At 73.2% G+C, this 15,339-nt stretch carries 13 protein-coding genes and 1 tRNA gene; 9 read left to right on the top strand and 5 right to left on the bottom strand.

Annotated elements, in window-relative coordinates; all coding sequences use genetic code 11:
• The first annotated feature begins 40 nt into the window (after positions 1–40).
• The gene (locus AACH11_RS19700) at positions 41–475 is read left to right on the top strand and encodes a group II truncated hemoglobin (protein ID WP_341375975.1); all 435 of its coding nucleotides are present in this window, start codon (positions 41–43) and stop codon (positions 473–475) included.
• A gap of 40 nt (positions 476–515) precedes the next feature.
• Here the strand turns inward: AACH11_RS19700 and AACH11_RS19705 are convergent, their stop codons facing one another.
• Positions 516–1,172, bottom strand: a complete 657-nt coding sequence (locus tag AACH11_RS19705; RefSeq protein ID WP_341375976.1) for a Smr/MutS family protein — start codon at positions 1,170–1,172, stop codon at positions 516–518.
• A complete protein-coding gene (gene radC, locus AACH11_RS19710; RefSeq protein ID WP_341375990.1) occupies positions 1,169–1,837 on the bottom strand; it encodes a RadC family protein in 669 nt (222 codons plus the stop codon). Before radC ends, AACH11_RS19705 begins: the two co-directional genes overlap by 4 nt.
• Before the next feature lie 189 nt (positions 1,838–2,026).
• Here radC and AACH11_RS19715 point away from each other — a divergent pair, with 189 nt between their 5' ends.
• The 7 genes from AACH11_RS19715 (at position 2,027) to AACH11_RS19745 (ending at position 8,761) form a co-directional block, all read left to right on the top strand.
• Positions 2,027–2,488, top strand: coding sequence for an FKBP-type peptidyl-prolyl cis-trans isomerase (locus AACH11_RS19715; protein WP_341375977.1), 462 nt, complete (start codon positions 2,027–2,029; stop codon positions 2,486–2,488).
• 1 nt (position 2,489) lies between these two features.
• Positions 2,490–3,509, top strand: a complete 1,020-nt coding sequence (ispH, locus tag AACH11_RS19720; protein WP_341375978.1) for a 4-hydroxy-3-methylbut-2-enyl diphosphate reductase — start codon at positions 2,490–2,492, stop codon at positions 3,507–3,509.
• A 134-nt stretch (positions 3,510–3,643) separates the two neighbouring features.
• Entirely contained in the window at positions 3,644–4,963 is a 1,320-nt protein-coding gene (gene serS / locus AACH11_RS19725) for a serine--tRNA ligase (protein ID WP_341375979.1), read from the top strand.
• A 95-nt stretch (positions 4,964–5,058) separates the two neighbouring features.
• Positions 5,059–5,149, top strand: a tRNA-Ser gene (locus AACH11_RS19730).
• 355 nt (positions 5,150–5,504) lie between these two features.
• Complete coding sequence (locus AACH11_RS19735; RefSeq protein ID WP_341375980.1) at positions 5,505–6,209, top strand: Spy/CpxP family protein refolding chaperone; 705 nt, start codon at positions 5,505–5,507, stop codon at positions 6,207–6,209.
• 213 nt (positions 6,210–6,422) lie between these two features.
• Positions 6,423–7,133, top strand: a complete 711-nt coding sequence (locus AACH11_RS19740; protein ID WP_341375981.1) for a response regulator transcription factor — start codon at positions 6,423–6,425, stop codon at positions 7,131–7,133.
• Positions 7,134–7,222: 89 nt separating this feature from the next.
• Positions 7,223–8,761, top strand: a complete 1,539-nt coding sequence (locus AACH11_RS19745; RefSeq protein WP_341375982.1) for a sensor histidine kinase — start codon at positions 7,223–7,225, stop codon at positions 8,759–8,761.
• A 64-nt stretch (positions 8,762–8,825) separates the two neighbouring features.
• Here AACH11_RS19745 and AACH11_RS19750 read toward each other — a convergent pair whose 3' ends face one another.
• From AACH11_RS19750 to AACH11_RS19760, 3 genes are all read right to left on the bottom strand, one after another.
• Positions 8,826–10,244 (bottom strand): MATE family efflux transporter, encoded by a 1,419-nt coding sequence (locus tag AACH11_RS19750; RefSeq protein WP_341375983.1) that lies wholly within the window; start codon positions 10,242–10,244, stop codon positions 8,826–8,828.
• A gap of 29 nt (positions 10,245–10,273) precedes the next feature.
• Positions 10,274–10,783 (bottom strand): DUF3717 domain-containing protein, encoded by a 510-nt coding sequence (locus tag AACH11_RS19755; RefSeq protein ID WP_341375984.1) that lies wholly within the window; start codon positions 10,781–10,783, stop codon positions 10,274–10,276.
• A gap of 231 nt (positions 10,784–11,014) precedes the next feature.
• Positions 11,015–12,931, bottom strand: a complete 1,917-nt coding sequence (locus AACH11_RS19760) for a DEAD/DEAH box helicase (RefSeq protein WP_341375985.1) — start codon at positions 12,929–12,931, stop codon at positions 11,015–11,017.
• A gap of 1,424 nt (positions 12,932–14,355) precedes the next feature.
• Between AACH11_RS19760 and AACH11_RS19765 the strand changes: the two genes are divergently transcribed.
• Positions 14,356–15,165, top strand: a complete 810-nt coding sequence (locus AACH11_RS19765; RefSeq protein WP_341375986.1) for a ParA family protein — start codon at positions 14,356–14,358, stop codon at positions 15,163–15,165.
• Positions 15,166–15,339 lie beyond the last annotated feature (174 nt).

Consider the following 15,339-nt stretch of genomic DNA (forward strand, 5'->3'; position numbering starts at 1 on the left):
TGCTGCATGGCTGGCGGCCCGCGCCGCCGGCCTTCCGACCATGAACTCCGACGCCCGCACCCCCTCCCGTGACGATGACGACGCCCGCCCCGAGGGCCCGACGGCCTATGAGCTGATCGGCCAGGAACCCGGCGTGCGGGCCCTGGTCGACCGTTTCTACGACCTGATGGACCTGGAGCCGGCCTACGCCGAGCTGCGCGCGCTGCATCCGACCCCGCTCGATGGCTCACGCGACAAGCTGCACTGGTTTCTCTGCGGCTGGCTGGGCGGCCCCAACCACTACATCGAGCGCTTCGGCCATCCACGCCTGCGTGCGCGCCACATGCCGTTTCCGATCGGCATCCGCGAGCGCGACCAGTGGATGGCCTGCATGATCCAGGCGATGGAGGAGCTGAAGCTGGACGCCGGCTTCAGCGCCCGTCTGGCCCAGGCCTTCTACGGCACCGCCGACTGGATGCGCAACCAGGGTGGTTGAGCCCGGGCGCTCGCACCGGTGTGCCGCATTGCGCGGCGGCTCAGCGCGCCGACAGCCCGGCCAGCAGCACCACCAGCGCCCCGGCGCCCCCCTGCGGACCGCTGGCCTGGGCGAAGGCGATCACCTCGTCGCGCTGGGCCAGCCAGCGCTGCACCTTGGCCTTGAGCACCGGCTGCTTGCGCGGTGAGCCGTTGCCCTTGCCATGCACCACGCGCAGACAGCGCATGCCGCGGCGGTGCGATTCACGGATGAACTCGGCCAGCAGTTCGCGCGCGCCGTCGCGCGTGTAGCCGTGCAGATCGACCTGACCCTGCAGCGCCCAGTGGCCGCGGCGCAGCTTGGTCACCACGTCGGGGCCGACGCCCGGGCGGCGGAAGCTCAGCCCGTCATCGGTCAGCAGCAGCGATTCGACCGTGACCTCGTCGGACAGCGAGGCGGCCAGCGCCGCGCGCTCGTCGGCCTCGCGCTGGCGCGGGTGCGGGCTGGGGCGTGGCAGCGCCAGCTCGGCCAGGTTGCGCTCGGGCATCGGATGCACGCGGCCGACGCTGCGGGCGAACAGACCGGCATCGGCCTCGGCGCGGCGCTGGGCCTCGCGCTGGCGGGCGGCCTCGCGGGCGCGTGCCTCGGCTTCCTCGCGGGCGGCGCGGGCCACCGCGTCGCGCAGCGCCCCCAGCTCCGCCAGGCTCTTGATCTTCACACCAGTCCTCGTTCGGCCATCGACACCACGGCGGCCCGGGCCACCACCAGGTGATCCAGCACCCGCACGTCGACCAGGGCCAGGGCCGTCTTCAGCTGCTGCGTCAGGAACTCGTCGGCCCGTGACGGCTCGGCCACGCCCGACGGGTGGTTGTGCGCGAGGATCACCGCGGCGGCATTGTGCGCCAGCGCGCGCTTGACCACTTCGCGTGGATAGACGCTCGTCTGCGTCAGCGTGCCGCGGAACAGCTCGTCGAGCCGGATCAGCCGCAGCTGGGCGTCGAGGAAGAGCACGGCGAAGACCTCGTGGTCGCGCGTGGCCAGCTGCATCTGGCAGTACTGCTTGACGGTCTGCGGGCTGTCGAGCACGGTGCGCCGGCCCAGGCTCTGGGCCATCGCGCGGCGGCCCAGTTCCAGCACCGCCTGCAGCTCGGCGCGCCGTGCCGGGCCCAGGCCGCGCACCCGGCCGAGCGAGGCCGGATCCTCGGTCAGCAGGCCCGCCAGACCGCCGCACTGGGCCAGCACGGCCTCGGCCAGTTGCAGCACGCCCTGACCGCGCAGGCCGGTGCGCAGAAGCAGGGCCAGCAGTTCGGCATCGGCCAAGGCCTGCGGGCCGTGGCTCAGCAGCTTCTCGCGCGGGCGCAGGGCGGCCGGCAGGTCGCGCATCGTGTGGCCGGCCGGGCGTGGGTCGGCGCTCAGGGCGGCCGTGCCGGGCGGGGCAGGGTGCGGCCGTGTCGGGCGCCGGGCCGGGTTCGGGTCGGAGATCTCGGTCGTCATGGGGCCCCTCGTAGAATGCGGCCTCAGTCTAGGCACCGTACCGCGCTCCGCGCTTCCCCCTTCCAACCCCCCACAGGCGTGAACACCATTCAGGAGGGGTCGTTCCTGACCCTGCACTACCGGCTGACCGGACCCGACGGCGCCGACGTCGTCAACACCTTCGACGGCACCCCGGCCACGCTGACGCTGGGGGCCGGGCAACTGGCGCCCGCCATCGAACGCCACCTGATCGGCCTGGCCGAGGGCAGCCGCACCCGTGTCGAACTAGCGCCGGGCGAGGCCTTCGGCGAGCGCAATCCGCAGATGCTGCAGAAGGTGCGTCGCAGCCTGCTGACGCAGCTGGGCGACAAGGACGCCGAGTACCACGTCGGCGACGTGGTCGAGTTTCCGACCCCCGATGGCCAGTCGCGCTATGCCGGCGTCGTGCGCGAGCTCGGCGACACCGCGGCGGCCGACGGCGGCTGGCTGCTGTTCGACTTCAACCACCCGCTGGCCGGCCTGCCCGTGCAGTTCGAGGTGCAGATCATCGGGGTGCTCTGAGATGACCGACGCCCCAGCCCATGCCGCCCAGGCCGCCTCCGGTCCCCGCGTCGACGACGTGCTGCTGGCCGAGCCGCGCGGCTTCTGCGCCGGCGTCGACCGCGCCATCGAGATCGTCGAACGCGCGCTGCAGCGTTTCGGCGCGCCGATCTACGTGCGCCACGAGATCGTCCACAACACCTACGTCGTGGCCGATCTGAAGGCCAAGGGCGCGATCTTCATCGAGGACCTGGCCGAGGTGCCGGCCGGCGCCACGCTGATCTTCAGCGCCCACGGCGTCAGCCGGGCGGTGCGTGACGAGGCCACGGCCCGCGGCTTCCAGATCTTCGACGCCACCTGTCCGCTGGTGACCAAGGTGCATGTCGAGGTCGCCAAGCTGGCCAAGGAAGGCTTCGAGTTCCTGATGATCGGCCACAAGGGCCATCCCGAGGTCGAGGGCACGATGGGCCAGCTCAGCGCCGGCATCCATCTGGTCGAGGACGTCGCCGACGTGGGCCGCGTGCGCCCGGGCAGCGACAAGCTGGCCGTCGTCACCCAGACCACGCTCAGCGTCGATGACGCCGCCGCCATCCTGGCCGAGGTCAAGCGCGTGTTCCCGCACGTGCGCGAGCCCAAGCAGCAGGACATCTGCTACGCGACGCAGAACCGCCAGGACGCGGTCAAGCTGATGGCGCCGCAGGTCGACATCGTCATCGTCGTCGGCAGCCCGACCAGCAGCAACAGCAACCGCCTGCGCGAGCTGGCCGAGCGCCTGGGCACGCCGGCCCACATGATCGACTCGGCCGCCGACCTGCAGCCGGCCTGGTTCGAGGGCCGCCCGCGTGTCGGCCTGACCGCCGGCGCCTCGGCGCCGCAGATCCTGGTCGACCAGGTCATCGAGCGGCTGCGCTCACTCGGCGCGCTGGCCGTGCGGCGCATGCCCGGCATCGAGGAATCGGTGCGCTTTCCGCTGCCGATGGGGCTGGGCGACCGCTCGATGCGCGAGGCCGCGGCGGCCGACGGCGCCGGCCCGGCCGCCTGAGCACGCGCCGGTCGCCCGCTGGCGCTCCGTCCCGTGCCCTCCCATCCCGCCTGACTTTTCCGGCCGCTGCGTCCGGGCTGCGGTGCTCCGGCACCGCTCCCGCGCAGCCGCCCCCAACCTGGACCTCTACCGACATGCTGGACATCACCCAACTGCGCCGTGACCTGGCTGCCGTGGTGGCGCGCCTGGAGACGCGCAAGACCCCGCAACCCTTCCTCGACGTCGAGCGCTTCACCGCGCTGGAGGCCGAGCGCAAGACGCTGCAGACCCGCACCGAGGAGCTGCAGGCGCAGCGCAACAGCCTGTCCAAGCAGATCGGCATGCTCAAGGGCAAGGCCGCCAAGACCGGCGAGGACACCTCGGCCGAGACCGCCGCGCTGATGGCCCAGGTCAGCGCCGCCGCCGACGAGATGACGGCCGGTGCCACCCGCCTGGACGCGCTGCAGGCCGAGCTGCAGGGCCTGCTGCTGTCCGTGCCCAATCTGCCGGACCCCAGCGTGCCGGTGGGGGCCGACGAGAGCGCCAACGTCGAGGCACGCCGCTGGGGCACGCCCGGCGCCTACGACTTCCCGGTCAAGGACCATGTCGATCTCGGCGCCCCGCTGGGCCTGGACTTCGAGGCCGGCGTCAAGCTGTCGGGTGCCCGCTTCACGCTGATGCGCGGCCCGATCGCCCGCCTGCACCGCGCGCTCGCCCAGTTCATGCTGGACACGCAGACCGAGCGCCACGGCTACACCGAGTGCTGGACGCCGTACATGGTGCAGGGCCACGTGCTGCGCGGCACCGGCCAGCTGCCGAAGTTCGAGCAGGACCTGTTCCACGTCACCTCCGGCGACGGCGAGGCCTCGGACAGCAAGTGGTACCTGATCCCGACCTCCGAGGTCACGCTGACCAACACGGTGGCCGACACCATCCTGGCGCCCGAGCAGCTGCCGATCAAGCTGACCGGCCACACCCCGTGCTTCCGCTCGGAAGCCGGCTCGGCCGGCCGTGACACCCGCGGCATGATCCGCCAGCACCAGTTCGACAAGGTCGAGATGGTGCAGATCACCGCGCCCGAGGCCAGCGACGCCGCGCTCGAGGAGATGGTCGGCCATGCCGAGGCCGTGCTGCAGGCGCTGGAGCTGCCCTACCGCGTGGTGCTGCTGTCGACCGGCGACATGGGCTTCGGCGCGCAGAAGACCTATGACCTGGAGGTCTGGCTGCCGGCGCAGGACACCTACCGCGAGATCAGCTCGGTCAGCAACTGCGGCGCCTTCCAGGCCCGCCGCATGCAGGCCCGCGTGCGCAACGCGGCGGGCAAGCCGGAGTTCGTCCACACGCTCAACGGCTCGGGCCTGGCCGTGGGCCGCGCGCTGGTCGCGGTGCTGGAGAACCACCAGCAGGCCGACGGCCGCATCCGCGTGCCGGCCGCGCTGCGGCCCTATCTGGGCGGCGCCGAGTTCATCGGCTGAGCGCGCCGATCATCCACCAGCGCAAAAAACGCTGGCCAAAGCCCGAAACGATGCTATAGTAGAGGGCTTCACCGAACAGACCACGGTGAACACCAGGAGAGGTGGCAGAGTGGTCGAATGCACCGGATTCGAAATCCGGCATACGGTTATACCGTATCGGGGGTTCGAATCCCCCCTTCTCCGCCAAACTGAAACCCCAAGTGCTTGTCGCACTTGGGGTTTTTTGCTTTCTGGCGCCGGGCTGAGCATTCCCGGTCCGGGTCTCGTGGATCGATGGCCACCGGGTGGCTGCGGCCATGGTTCATGCATCTTTACGTGCACGCACAGCCGGCCTGACGCCGGCGGCGCACAGTCCGGGCCTGCCGCCGCCCGGCTGCGGGCGCGGCTCGAAAGGCACACGATGACACCGCTGCAGGGCCCGCTCGGGGCCGGGGCCGCCACGGCCGCGAATTGTTCTGTTTCCCGTCTGCCGGCCTGGGCCGACCGGCCGGAGCGTCAGTGGCCGGCGCGGCGCGCCGGTGTGCTGGGCCGGATCAGCGAGATGCCGCTCATGCAGCGCTGGGGTCTGAGCCTGGCCACGTTGGCGCTGGCGGCCGTGGGCGTCGCACTGGTGCTGGCGCAGACCGGTGTCGCCCGGGCCGAGGGGGCGTCTGCTCCGGCCGCCGCACCGGCGGCCACCACGCGCACCGGGCCCGATGGGCGTCGTGGCCCGCCGCCGCTCGAGGCCCGCGACGAGGCCGATGGCCCGCAGGCCCGCGACCCCTACGAGCCAGGGCCGATGCCCGTGCGTCACCATCCGGGCGCTGACGGTTCGCTGGTGCCGGGCCTGCGCATGCTCGGTGATCCCCGGCTGCAGCAGCGTCTGCGCTTGACGGCCGAGCAGAGCGCGCGCCTGCACAGCCTGGACGATGCCCTTCAGCGGGATCTGGATCGCCTGGGGCGCGCGCAGCGCACGCTGCACGGCCAACTGGGCGAGGCCCTGCTGCAGCCGGTGCCCGATGCGGCCGCGGTGGAGGCGCTGCGGGTCCGGCTGGTCGCCGGCATGAATGTGCGCAGCCAGCGGGAGCTGCGGGCCTGGCGGGAGGCGCAGGCCGTGCTCAGCGCCGACCAGCGCACGCGGTTCGCCGATGCGCTGCGCGAGGTGCGCCGGCACGGCGGGCCGGACGACGAGGGCGCGATGCGTCCGGCGCCCTGGCGCGAGGGCCCCGGTGGGGCGTCCGGCGGTCATCGCGATCCCCAGGGCTGATCGACCTGCGACGCCTGACACAGATCGGGTGCCGCGACAAGCTTCTTTACCTTGGGGACGGTGCGGCTGCACGCGGCGGCTCGACAATCGCGCCGATCGAGGCCCGGATCCGGGCCCGGGATCCGGTGCCTGAGGGCGGTCGGATCCTCCAGGTGCTCCCGCTCCGGCCGGGGTGCCGATGCCGTGACTTCCGTGCCCTTGCCTTCGCCTGCCATGACCGCTTCCCGCCTGCTCCTGATCGATGACGACGCCCGCCTGACGACCATGGTCGGCAGCTATCTGCGGGGCAACGGCTACGAGGTCGATGTCGCTGGCTCGCTGGGCCAGGGCCGCGAGCGCCTGCGTCAGGGCCAGTACGACGCGCTGGTGCTCGACCTGATGCTGCCCGATGGCGACGGCCTGGACCTCACGCGTGAGCTGCGCGGCGAGCCACGCACCCGTCGGCTGCCGCTGCTGATGCTGACCGCCCGCGGCGAGCCGCTGGACCGCGTCGTCGGCCTGGAGCTGGGCGCCGACGACTACCTGTCCAAGCCCTTCGAGGCGCGCGAGTTGCTGGCTCGCGTCAAGGCCCTGCTGCGCCGTGCCCAGCCCGAGCCCGAGGCCGACGACGTGCTGCGCTTCGGCCGCCTGGAGATCGACCTCGGCGCCCGCCAGGCCCGCATCGACGGCAAGGCCTGCGACCTCACCGGCCACCAGTTCGACCTGCTGGTGGTGCTGGCCAAGAGCGCCGGCCGCGTGCTCAGCCGCGACCAGATCATGGACGCGCTCAAGGGCCATCCGATGGATGCCTTCGACCGCAGCATCGACGTCCATGTCTCGCGCATCCGGGCCTGCATCGAGGACGATGCCAAGGCGCCCAAGCGGGTGCTGACGGTGCGCGGCGCGGGCTACGTGTTCGCCCGCAAGCAGGACATCGAGGATTGAGCCCGCGTGCCGCATCCGGGCGCCGCGGCACCCGCCGCCCGTGGACGCCGGTCAAGGTGACGGTGATCGCGCCGGCGCGAGGCTGAGGCATGCGCTCGCTCTATCTGCGCATCTGGCTCACGGTCATCGCCACGCTGGCGCTGTTCGCGCTGGTCTCGGGGCTGCTGTGGCAGCGCCATTTCGACGCCGAGCGGGCGCAGATCCAGGCCGCGGCCGATGCGCGCGTGCAGTCCTGGGGCGAGTTGCTGGAGCACGCGCTGCCGCCGGCCAGCGCCGACGCGCAGACCCAGCGCGCCGCCTTGCTCGAATGGTCGGAGCGCCTGCGGGTGCCGCTGGCGCTCGACGACGCCCGCGGCCAGCGCATCGCCGAAGCGCCGTCCTACACCCGCCGCATGGCGCGCGAGGATGCCACTGCCTACCCGGTGCGGCTCGACGATGGCCGCCAGCTGTGGCTGGCGCGCCGCTCCCTGCGCCACGGGCCGCCCGGCGATGGCCTGGGCCCCGAAGGCCCGCCCTTGCGCGACGGCGGTCCGGCGGGCGATGGGCCGCTGTCGCGCGGTGACGCGCCGCATCCCCTGGCCGATCAGGCCAGTGGGCCGCCGTCCCGTCCGGGCGGTGATCCGGACCGCAGCGCGGGCCCGCATCGGGTGCGCGGTGAAGGCCCCGACGGCCTGCGCCCGCCACTGCCCCTGTTGCCGCCCTTGCCCTTCGACCTGCCGCGCACCCTGGTGCCGCTGGTGCTGATGCTGCTGCTGTTCGTCGCCGTGGCGGCCGGCGCCTACCCGGTGGTGCGCCGGCTCACGCGCCGGCTGGAGGCCTTGAAGGCGGGCGTCGAGGCCTTCGGCGCCGGCGATCTGTCGCGCCGGGTCGACGACCGTGGCCGCGACGAGGTCGCCGCCGTGGCCGCCACCTTCAACCGCAGTGCCGAGCGCGTGCAGCAGCTGGTGCGCAGCCACCAGAACCTGCTGGCCAACGCCAGCCACGAACTGCGCTCGCCGCTGGCGCGGCTGAAGATGGCCGTCGAGATGGTCGATGCCATGCCCGAATCCGAGCGGGACGCGCTGCGCCACGAGATCCACACCAACATCCGCGAGCTCGATGCGCTGGTCGAGGAGGTGCTGCTGGCCAGCCGGCTCGACGCCGGCGCGCAGAACGTGGCCGCCGACGATCCGGTCGATCTGCTGGGCCTGGCCGTCGAGGAGGCGACGCGGGTGGGTGCCGAGATCGATGCCTCGGCCGTCGGCCACACGGTCGAGCTGCGCGGCAGCGAGCGCCTGCTGCGCCGCGCCGTGCGCAACCTGCTGGAGAACGCGCGGCGCTACGGCGGCGACGAGGTGCTGCTGCGCCTGAGTCGCCAGGCCGGTGCGGCGCCGGGCGCGGACTGCTGGCAGGTCGAGGTGCTGGACCGCGGCCCCGGCGTGCCGGTCGCGCTGCGCGAACGCATCTTCGAGGCCTTCTACCGCCTGCCCGGCCATGCCGAGCGCGAGGGCGGGGTCGGCCTGGGGCTGAGCCTGGTGCGGCAGATCGCCGAGCGCCATGGCGGTCGGGTGACGTGCACCGATCGCGACGGCGGCGGCAGCCGCTTCGTGCTGAGCCTGCCGCGGCACGGCGGGTCGGCGGCGGGCTGAGGCCGGCGGCCTCGACCACCATGGCGGCGCAGCGCGGCGTGACGCGCCCGCCGCCGCGATCGGCTCAGCCGGCCACGCGCGCCGCTGCGCGCCGTGTGACGCGCCACTGCAGCAGCGTCAGCGTCACCGCGGCCAGGCCCAGGCCGGCGGTGCTGGCGATCCAGAAACCGCGGGCGCCCTGCCAGTCGGCAGGCCATCGCGCCAGCCAGGCCCCCGCCGCCGTGGCGCCGCCATCGGCCCCGAAGGCCAGCCACTGGCCACCGCCGAGGCCCACGCCCCAGACCGCCAGCAGGTAGACCCCCATCGGCAGCAGCGCCACGTGCCAGGCGCGCAGCACGAAGGCGGTCAGCGTCTGCACCGCGTCGACGGCGTGGAAGACCAGCACCCAGGACAGCAGCGGCAAGGCGGCCGCGGCCACGTCCGGCCGGTCGGTGTAGAGCCCGACGATGGGGCCGCGCAGCAGCCAGACCGCGCCGCCGGCCAGCAAGGCCAGCCCCAGCGCCAGCAGCAGACCGTGGTGGCCGATGCGTCGGGCGTCGGCCAGATCCTGTGCGCCGATGCGTTGGGCGACCAGCGCCGCCGTGCCGTGCGACAGGCCCAGCGGCAGCATGAACAGCAGGCCGACCAGATTGGTCGCGATCTGGTGGCCGGCGACGGCCGTCTCGCCCAGGCGGGCGATGAACAGCGCCATGGCGGCGAAGCCGGTGATCTCGACGGCGATGCCCGCACCCATCGGGATGCCCAGCCGCAGCAGGGCCTTCAGCGCGGCCGGATCCGGTCGCCAGGCGCCGCGGGCGCCCAGGGCATGGCGGTGATGCTGCGGGTCGCGGCGGGCCAGCCAGATGGCTGCCAGGGCCTGGGCCCAGAACGCGACGACCGTGCTGATGCCGCAGCCGGTGATGCCGAGCGCCGGCACACCCAGGGCCGGCACGCCGCCGACGAGGGCCCAGGCCAGGGGCGCCTTCAGCGCCAGGCCGCCGAGCTGCAGGCGCATCACCACCCGCGGCCGCGAGATGGCGTTGGAGAAGCCGCGGAAGGCGGCGAAACCGAGCGCGGCGGGCAGGGCCAGCGCCAGCCAGGCCAGATAGGTCCGCACCTGGGTGTCGAGCGCCGGTGACAGCCGCGAGGCCCGCAGCAGGGCGTCCGGCCACAGCAGCGCCAGCGCACCGATGCCCGTCAGGCCGCCGGCCAGCCACAGCGCCTGCCACAGCTGCCGACCGGCCTCGGCATGGCGGCCGGCGCCGTGCAGACGTCCGACGATCGGGCTGACGGCCGTCACCACGCCCATCAGGCCGATGAAGACGATGATGTAGGCCGAGCCGCCGACGGCCAGCGCGGCCAGATCGGCCGTCGCGTGGCGCGCCAGCAGCACGGTGTCCAGCGTGCCGAAGGCCAGCACGGCGAGCTGGCCGACGATCACCGGCCAGGCGAGCGTGAGGATGCGGCGGGCATCGGCCGTGAAGCGGTGTACGGGAGTGGGCATCGGCAGCGGTCGCCGTGGGGGGAGCGGAATCAGCCGTGCGGGGGGGCGTGGCGGTCCGGTGCGGCGGCGGCCGGTGGCCCGCCTGGCGTCCCGGTCCCGGGGTGTGCGGCATCGCCCTCGGACCGTCCGTGCAGGGCGGCCCGCTCGGCATAGCGGTTGAAGCGCCAGGCGCTGCCGTCGAGCGTGATGCGGCGCCAGACGGCGCGCTTCTCGGCCGGGCTGTAGACCGGCCAGTCCTGCACCTCGTCCTCGTGGCGGCCGCAGCCCTTGCAGACGGCATCGCCCTGGGCGGTCGAGCAGATCGCGATGCACGGTGCATCGGGCGTCTGGCCGTACCAGGCCAGCCAGGCCTGCCGCGCGGCCGGCGGCATCGAGCCCTCGTCGGCCAGCTCCTCGTGGTAGTAGACCAGCAGGGCGTAGACCTCGGCGAGGGCCGCCACCTCGGGCGCCAGCGCGTGGCCAGGGCTCTCGTCGTGCGGCAGGCGCGCACGCCACCAGTTGATCGCGGCTTCGATGTCGGTGATGTGGATGCCGGCCATGGGGTGCTGCGGACGGTCCGGTGGGGCCGGACAGGCGGGACGTGGGGCGCCGATTGTCGCCAGAAGCGCGAACGCCCCCGCGGAGCGGGGGCGTTTCGAGGGGGCGCGGTGCCGGCGCGGTCGCGTGGCATCGCCAGGCGGTCCGGTCAGGCGCGGGGAGGCCGCGGCAGGCCGTTCACCGAAGGCCGTGCCGGCCGAAGCACCGGGGCCTCGACCGGCGCCGGACCGGGCTCAGCGCCAGTCGGGCTTGCCGCCGCGGCGCGGACGGTCACCGCCGTCGGCCTGCTCGCCGCGACCCTGGCCGCGCGGGCCGCCGTCGGCGTGACGCGGACGGTCGCCGAAGGGGCGATCGCCCTGCGGGCGGTCACCGAAAGGACGCGGGCCGCGCGGGCCGCGGTCGCCGAAGCCCTGGCCTTGCGGACGGTCACCGGTCGGACGGTCGAAGCGGCGGGCCTCGCCCCCATCACGGGCGGGGCGGAAGCCGTCCTCACGCGGAGCGCCGCGGAACCCGCCGCCGTCTTCGCGTGCCGGGCGGAAGCCCTCGTCACGGCGCGGACCGCGGTCCTGCCAGCCGCCGTCGGTGCGGCCTTCCGGGCGCGGGCCGCGCGATTCGAAGCGACCGCCGCCGGCCGGAGCGCCCTGGCCGCCGCCGTCACGCTCACGGAAGCTGTCGCGGCCGAAGCCGGAGAAGCCGCCTTCGCGACGGCCACCGAAGCCACCGCGGTTGCCACCGCCGAAGCCGCCACGGCCACCGCGGTTGCCGAAGCCTTCACGGCGCGGGCCGGCACCGGCCGCGGCCGGCGGCGGCAGCTTGGGTTCCAGACCGGCGACGACGGCCGGGGTGATGGTCTGCGTCGTGAAACGCTCGATGCGGCGGATCATGCCGACGTCGCGGCGCTCGGCCAGCGTGATCGCCAGGCCCGAGCGACCGGCACGGCCGGTGCGGCCGATGCGGTGCACGTAGTCCTCGGCCTTCATCGGCAGGCCGTAGTTGATGACGTGGGTGATGGTCGGCACGTCGATGCCGCGGGCGGCGACGTCGGTGGCCACCAGCACGCGCAGCTGGCCCTGGCGCAGGCCCTGCAGCACGCGGTTGCGGCGGCCCTGCGGCATGCCACCGTGCAGCGAGGCGACGGCGTGGCCCATGTCGGCCAGCTTCCAGGCCACCTCATCGGCATCCTGCTGGGTGCTGGTGAAGATGACGGCCTGGTCGATCTCGCGGTCGGTCAGCAGCTGTTCCAGCAGCGCGTTCTTGTGCGTCAGGCTGTCGGCCCAGTGCAGGCGCTGCTCGATCTGGCTGTGCGTGTCGTTGTGGTTGTTGATGCTGATGCGCTGCGGATCACGGGTCAGCTGCTGGGCCAGGCCACCGACGCTGCCGGCGAACGTGGCGCTGAACATCAGCGTCTGGCGGCCTTCCGGCAGCGCATCGGCGACGGCCTGGATGTCGTCGATGAAGCCCATGTCCAGCATGCGGTCGGCTTCGTCGAGGACCAGCATCTGCACGTCGTCCAGACGGCAGGTGCCCGAGCCCATCAGGTCCAGCAGGCGACCCGGGGTGGCGATCAGCACGTCGACCGGGCCACGCAGGGCCTTGACCTGGGCGTGGTAGGGCACGCCGCCGACCACGTGGGCCACGCGCAGGCCCTGCAGGGCCTGGCCGTAGGTGGAGCAGGCGCGGCTGACCTGCATGGCCAGCTCACGGGTGGGGGCGAGCACCAGCACGCGCGGACCGGTCGGGGCCGGGAAGCCGCCACGCGGGCGGTTGGCGCCACGGCGCTCGCCCTGCGGCTGGCCTTCCTCGCTGACGGCCGGCTGCGGGGCCGGGCGCTTTTCGGCGCGGCCGGCGCGGCGGGCTTCGAGGATCTTCTGCAGTGCGGGCCAGACGAAGGCGGCGGTCTTGCCGCTGCCGGTCTGCGAGGAGACCAGCAGGTCGCGGCCGGTCAGGGCGGCGGGCACGGCCTGGGCCTGCACCGGGGTGGGGTCGTTGTAACCACCGGCGACGATGGTACGCACGATGGAGGCGTCGAGGCCGAGTTCGGCGAAGGCGGCGCCCGGCACGGCGGTGGTGTCGCCGGTGTCGGTCTCGCTGGCGTCAGCGCCCAGGTCGAGGTCGTCAGCGGTCAGCGAGGTGTTCAGTTCGAGAGACATGGATCAGCTAGGGTCGGGATCCGGCTGTCGTGCGGGCACCGGGCCCGGCACGGTGGGCCGGTGCGGATCGCTGCCGTGTGCATGCGCTGCGCGACCCGGGGTGAGCCGGGGGCGGGCGCGGACGCACGACAGCGGTCCGCTCGGCAGCGCAACGGTGCGACTCGGGCACCATGCACCACCGGGGTGGAGTCGCATGACAGGCGGATGCGGAGCCTGGAATGGCCTGACCCGTGGATCCCGGGCGCTGCGGCGGTGCGCGGCGGCGGGTGGGTGGCCTGATCAGCCCTGCAAGGTCCTCACAGCGACGGCATCGCCGCCAACCAGGGACTCAAGACGCGGCAGGGCTGTGTCGGCGGGCGGGCCAGTCCGGGAAGACTGGCACTGCGGTCCGCTGCGTGGCCCAGGGTGCCCGATACGGTGGGCCGGTGGCGCCACGGGTGGGCGTCCGGCCTCGGGCCCGGCTTGAAGGGGGTCAGAGGGGATGAGCGTGTTTCCGTCGACTCAGGGTTGACCCTGGGTCTGAAGCGGAAGCGGCGGATTGTGCCAGAGACCGGGCGGGCGTGCGCGTGGGGTTTTTGTCGGGCGGGTCGGCCGTGGAGAAATGCGCGGGGTGGGGGCTCGGTGCAGGCGGGTGATGGGGTGGGTGATCGGTACGGGCGGTGATCGGTGCGGGCGGCCAGGATCGGGGTGGGCCGCCCTCCTCATGCGTTCCGAAATCGTCGGGTGGCCCACCCCGACCCTGGCCGCTGGCGGCCGCACGGCACGCGGGTCGGTGACGGGGGACGGGTGCGGGGGCGTGGATGCCAGGGCGTGTCGGCGCGGAGCGCGGCGGGGCCGGGGGCGACGATTTCGGGGCGCATGAGGAGGCCCTGGCCCCGCCGCGCTCCGCGTTTGCTCCGCCCGTTGCCCATGACGTCCGTCCAACGCGGCGTCTTGCCCGGCGGACGGCCAGCCGGCGCCGCACGTTCCCGCCGGGTGGATCGACCGCCTGCCGCGACCCCGATCGGTGCGGCAGGCGGTCCGGAAAGGCCAAGGGCCACACGATGGTGGCCCTTGCACAAGGACAGGCTGGAGATTCGCTCGCAGCCTGACCGGATCTGGCGCCGGTGACGGGTTCCGGTGTCCTGCCCATTGGTGCAGTCGGTTGTCGCTCAGACAGGATGAAGTATGCGGGCCCTGCGTGACGGTGTCATGACGAAAAGCAAGGTTTCCCCACGCTGATTCCGGTTGATGGAGAACCCGCATCCGGGTGATGCGCGTGCGCGCGGTTGGTGCGGTGCACAATCGACCTCGGCCGGCTGCGAGGACGGCCCCGTGCGCCGTTGTCCCGGGTGTTCCGCAAGGCGGCCGGTGCAGGGTGCGACACAGATCCTGAACGGCCGCCGGACAGCCCCGACGGCTGACCTGCGAGGAGAGCGGCGGCGATGCGTTACGTGGTGTTCAACCAGAAGGGCGGGGTGGGCAAGTCCACCATCGCGTGCAACCTGGCGGCGATCAGCGCCCAGCTTGGCTGGCGCACGCTGCTGATCGACCTCGATCCCCAGGGCAACAGCAGCCAGTACCTGCTCGGTGACGTGGCCGAAGGCGAGCCTGCGCGCGAGGGCGTGGCCGAGTACTTCGAGCAGACGCTGAAGTTCACGATGCGCGACCGCGGGCCGGAGCAGTTCATCCACGCCACCGGCTTCGAGAACCTGCATGTGATGCCCTCCGGGCCGCTGCTGGAGGAGCTGCACGGCAAGCTGGAATCGCGCTACAAGATCTTCAAGCTGCGCGAGGCGCTGGATGCGCTCGATGCCGTAGCCGAGGACGCCGAGTTCGGTCGTTACGACCGCATCTACATCGACACGCCGCCGGCGCTGAACTTCTTCACCCGCTCGGCGCTGATCGCCGGCCACGGCTGCCTGATCCCCTTCGACTGCGATGATTTCTCGCGCCGCGCGCTCTACGCGCTGCTGGAGAACGTCGAGGAGATCCGCGCCGACCACAACCGCGAGCTGGCCATCAGCGGCATCGTCGTCAACCAGTTCCAGGCCCGGGCCAGCCTGCCGCGCCGCCTGGTGCAGGAGCTGCGCGACGAGGGCCTGCCGGTGCTCGACCCCTGTCTGCGCTCCAGCGTGCTGGTCAAGGAATCGCACGAGCGCGGCCTGCCGCTGGTGCACCTGGATCCGCGCCACAAGCTGACGCAGGAGTACCAGGCGCTGCACGACACGCTGGAGGCGGCGCTGGAGGGCTGACAAGCCGTGAACGAACCGCCGATCGACCGTGGGGAGCGCATGGCTGCTGATTGCAGCAGTGGCGCGAGGAGGCGGGAGCCGATGCGCAGCGGGAGCGGTGTGAGGGCCGTTTGTGCGGCTGTGCAAGGCCTGGCGAGCGTGTGCGGCGGCCAAGGGCGCCCGGCGCGCCCTGCT

This window comes from Pseudaquabacterium rugosum, from assembly GCF_038066575.1.
Taxonomy (GTDB): Bacteria; Pseudomonadota; Gammaproteobacteria; order Burkholderiales; family Burkholderiaceae_C; genus Pseudaquabacterium; species Pseudaquabacterium rugosum.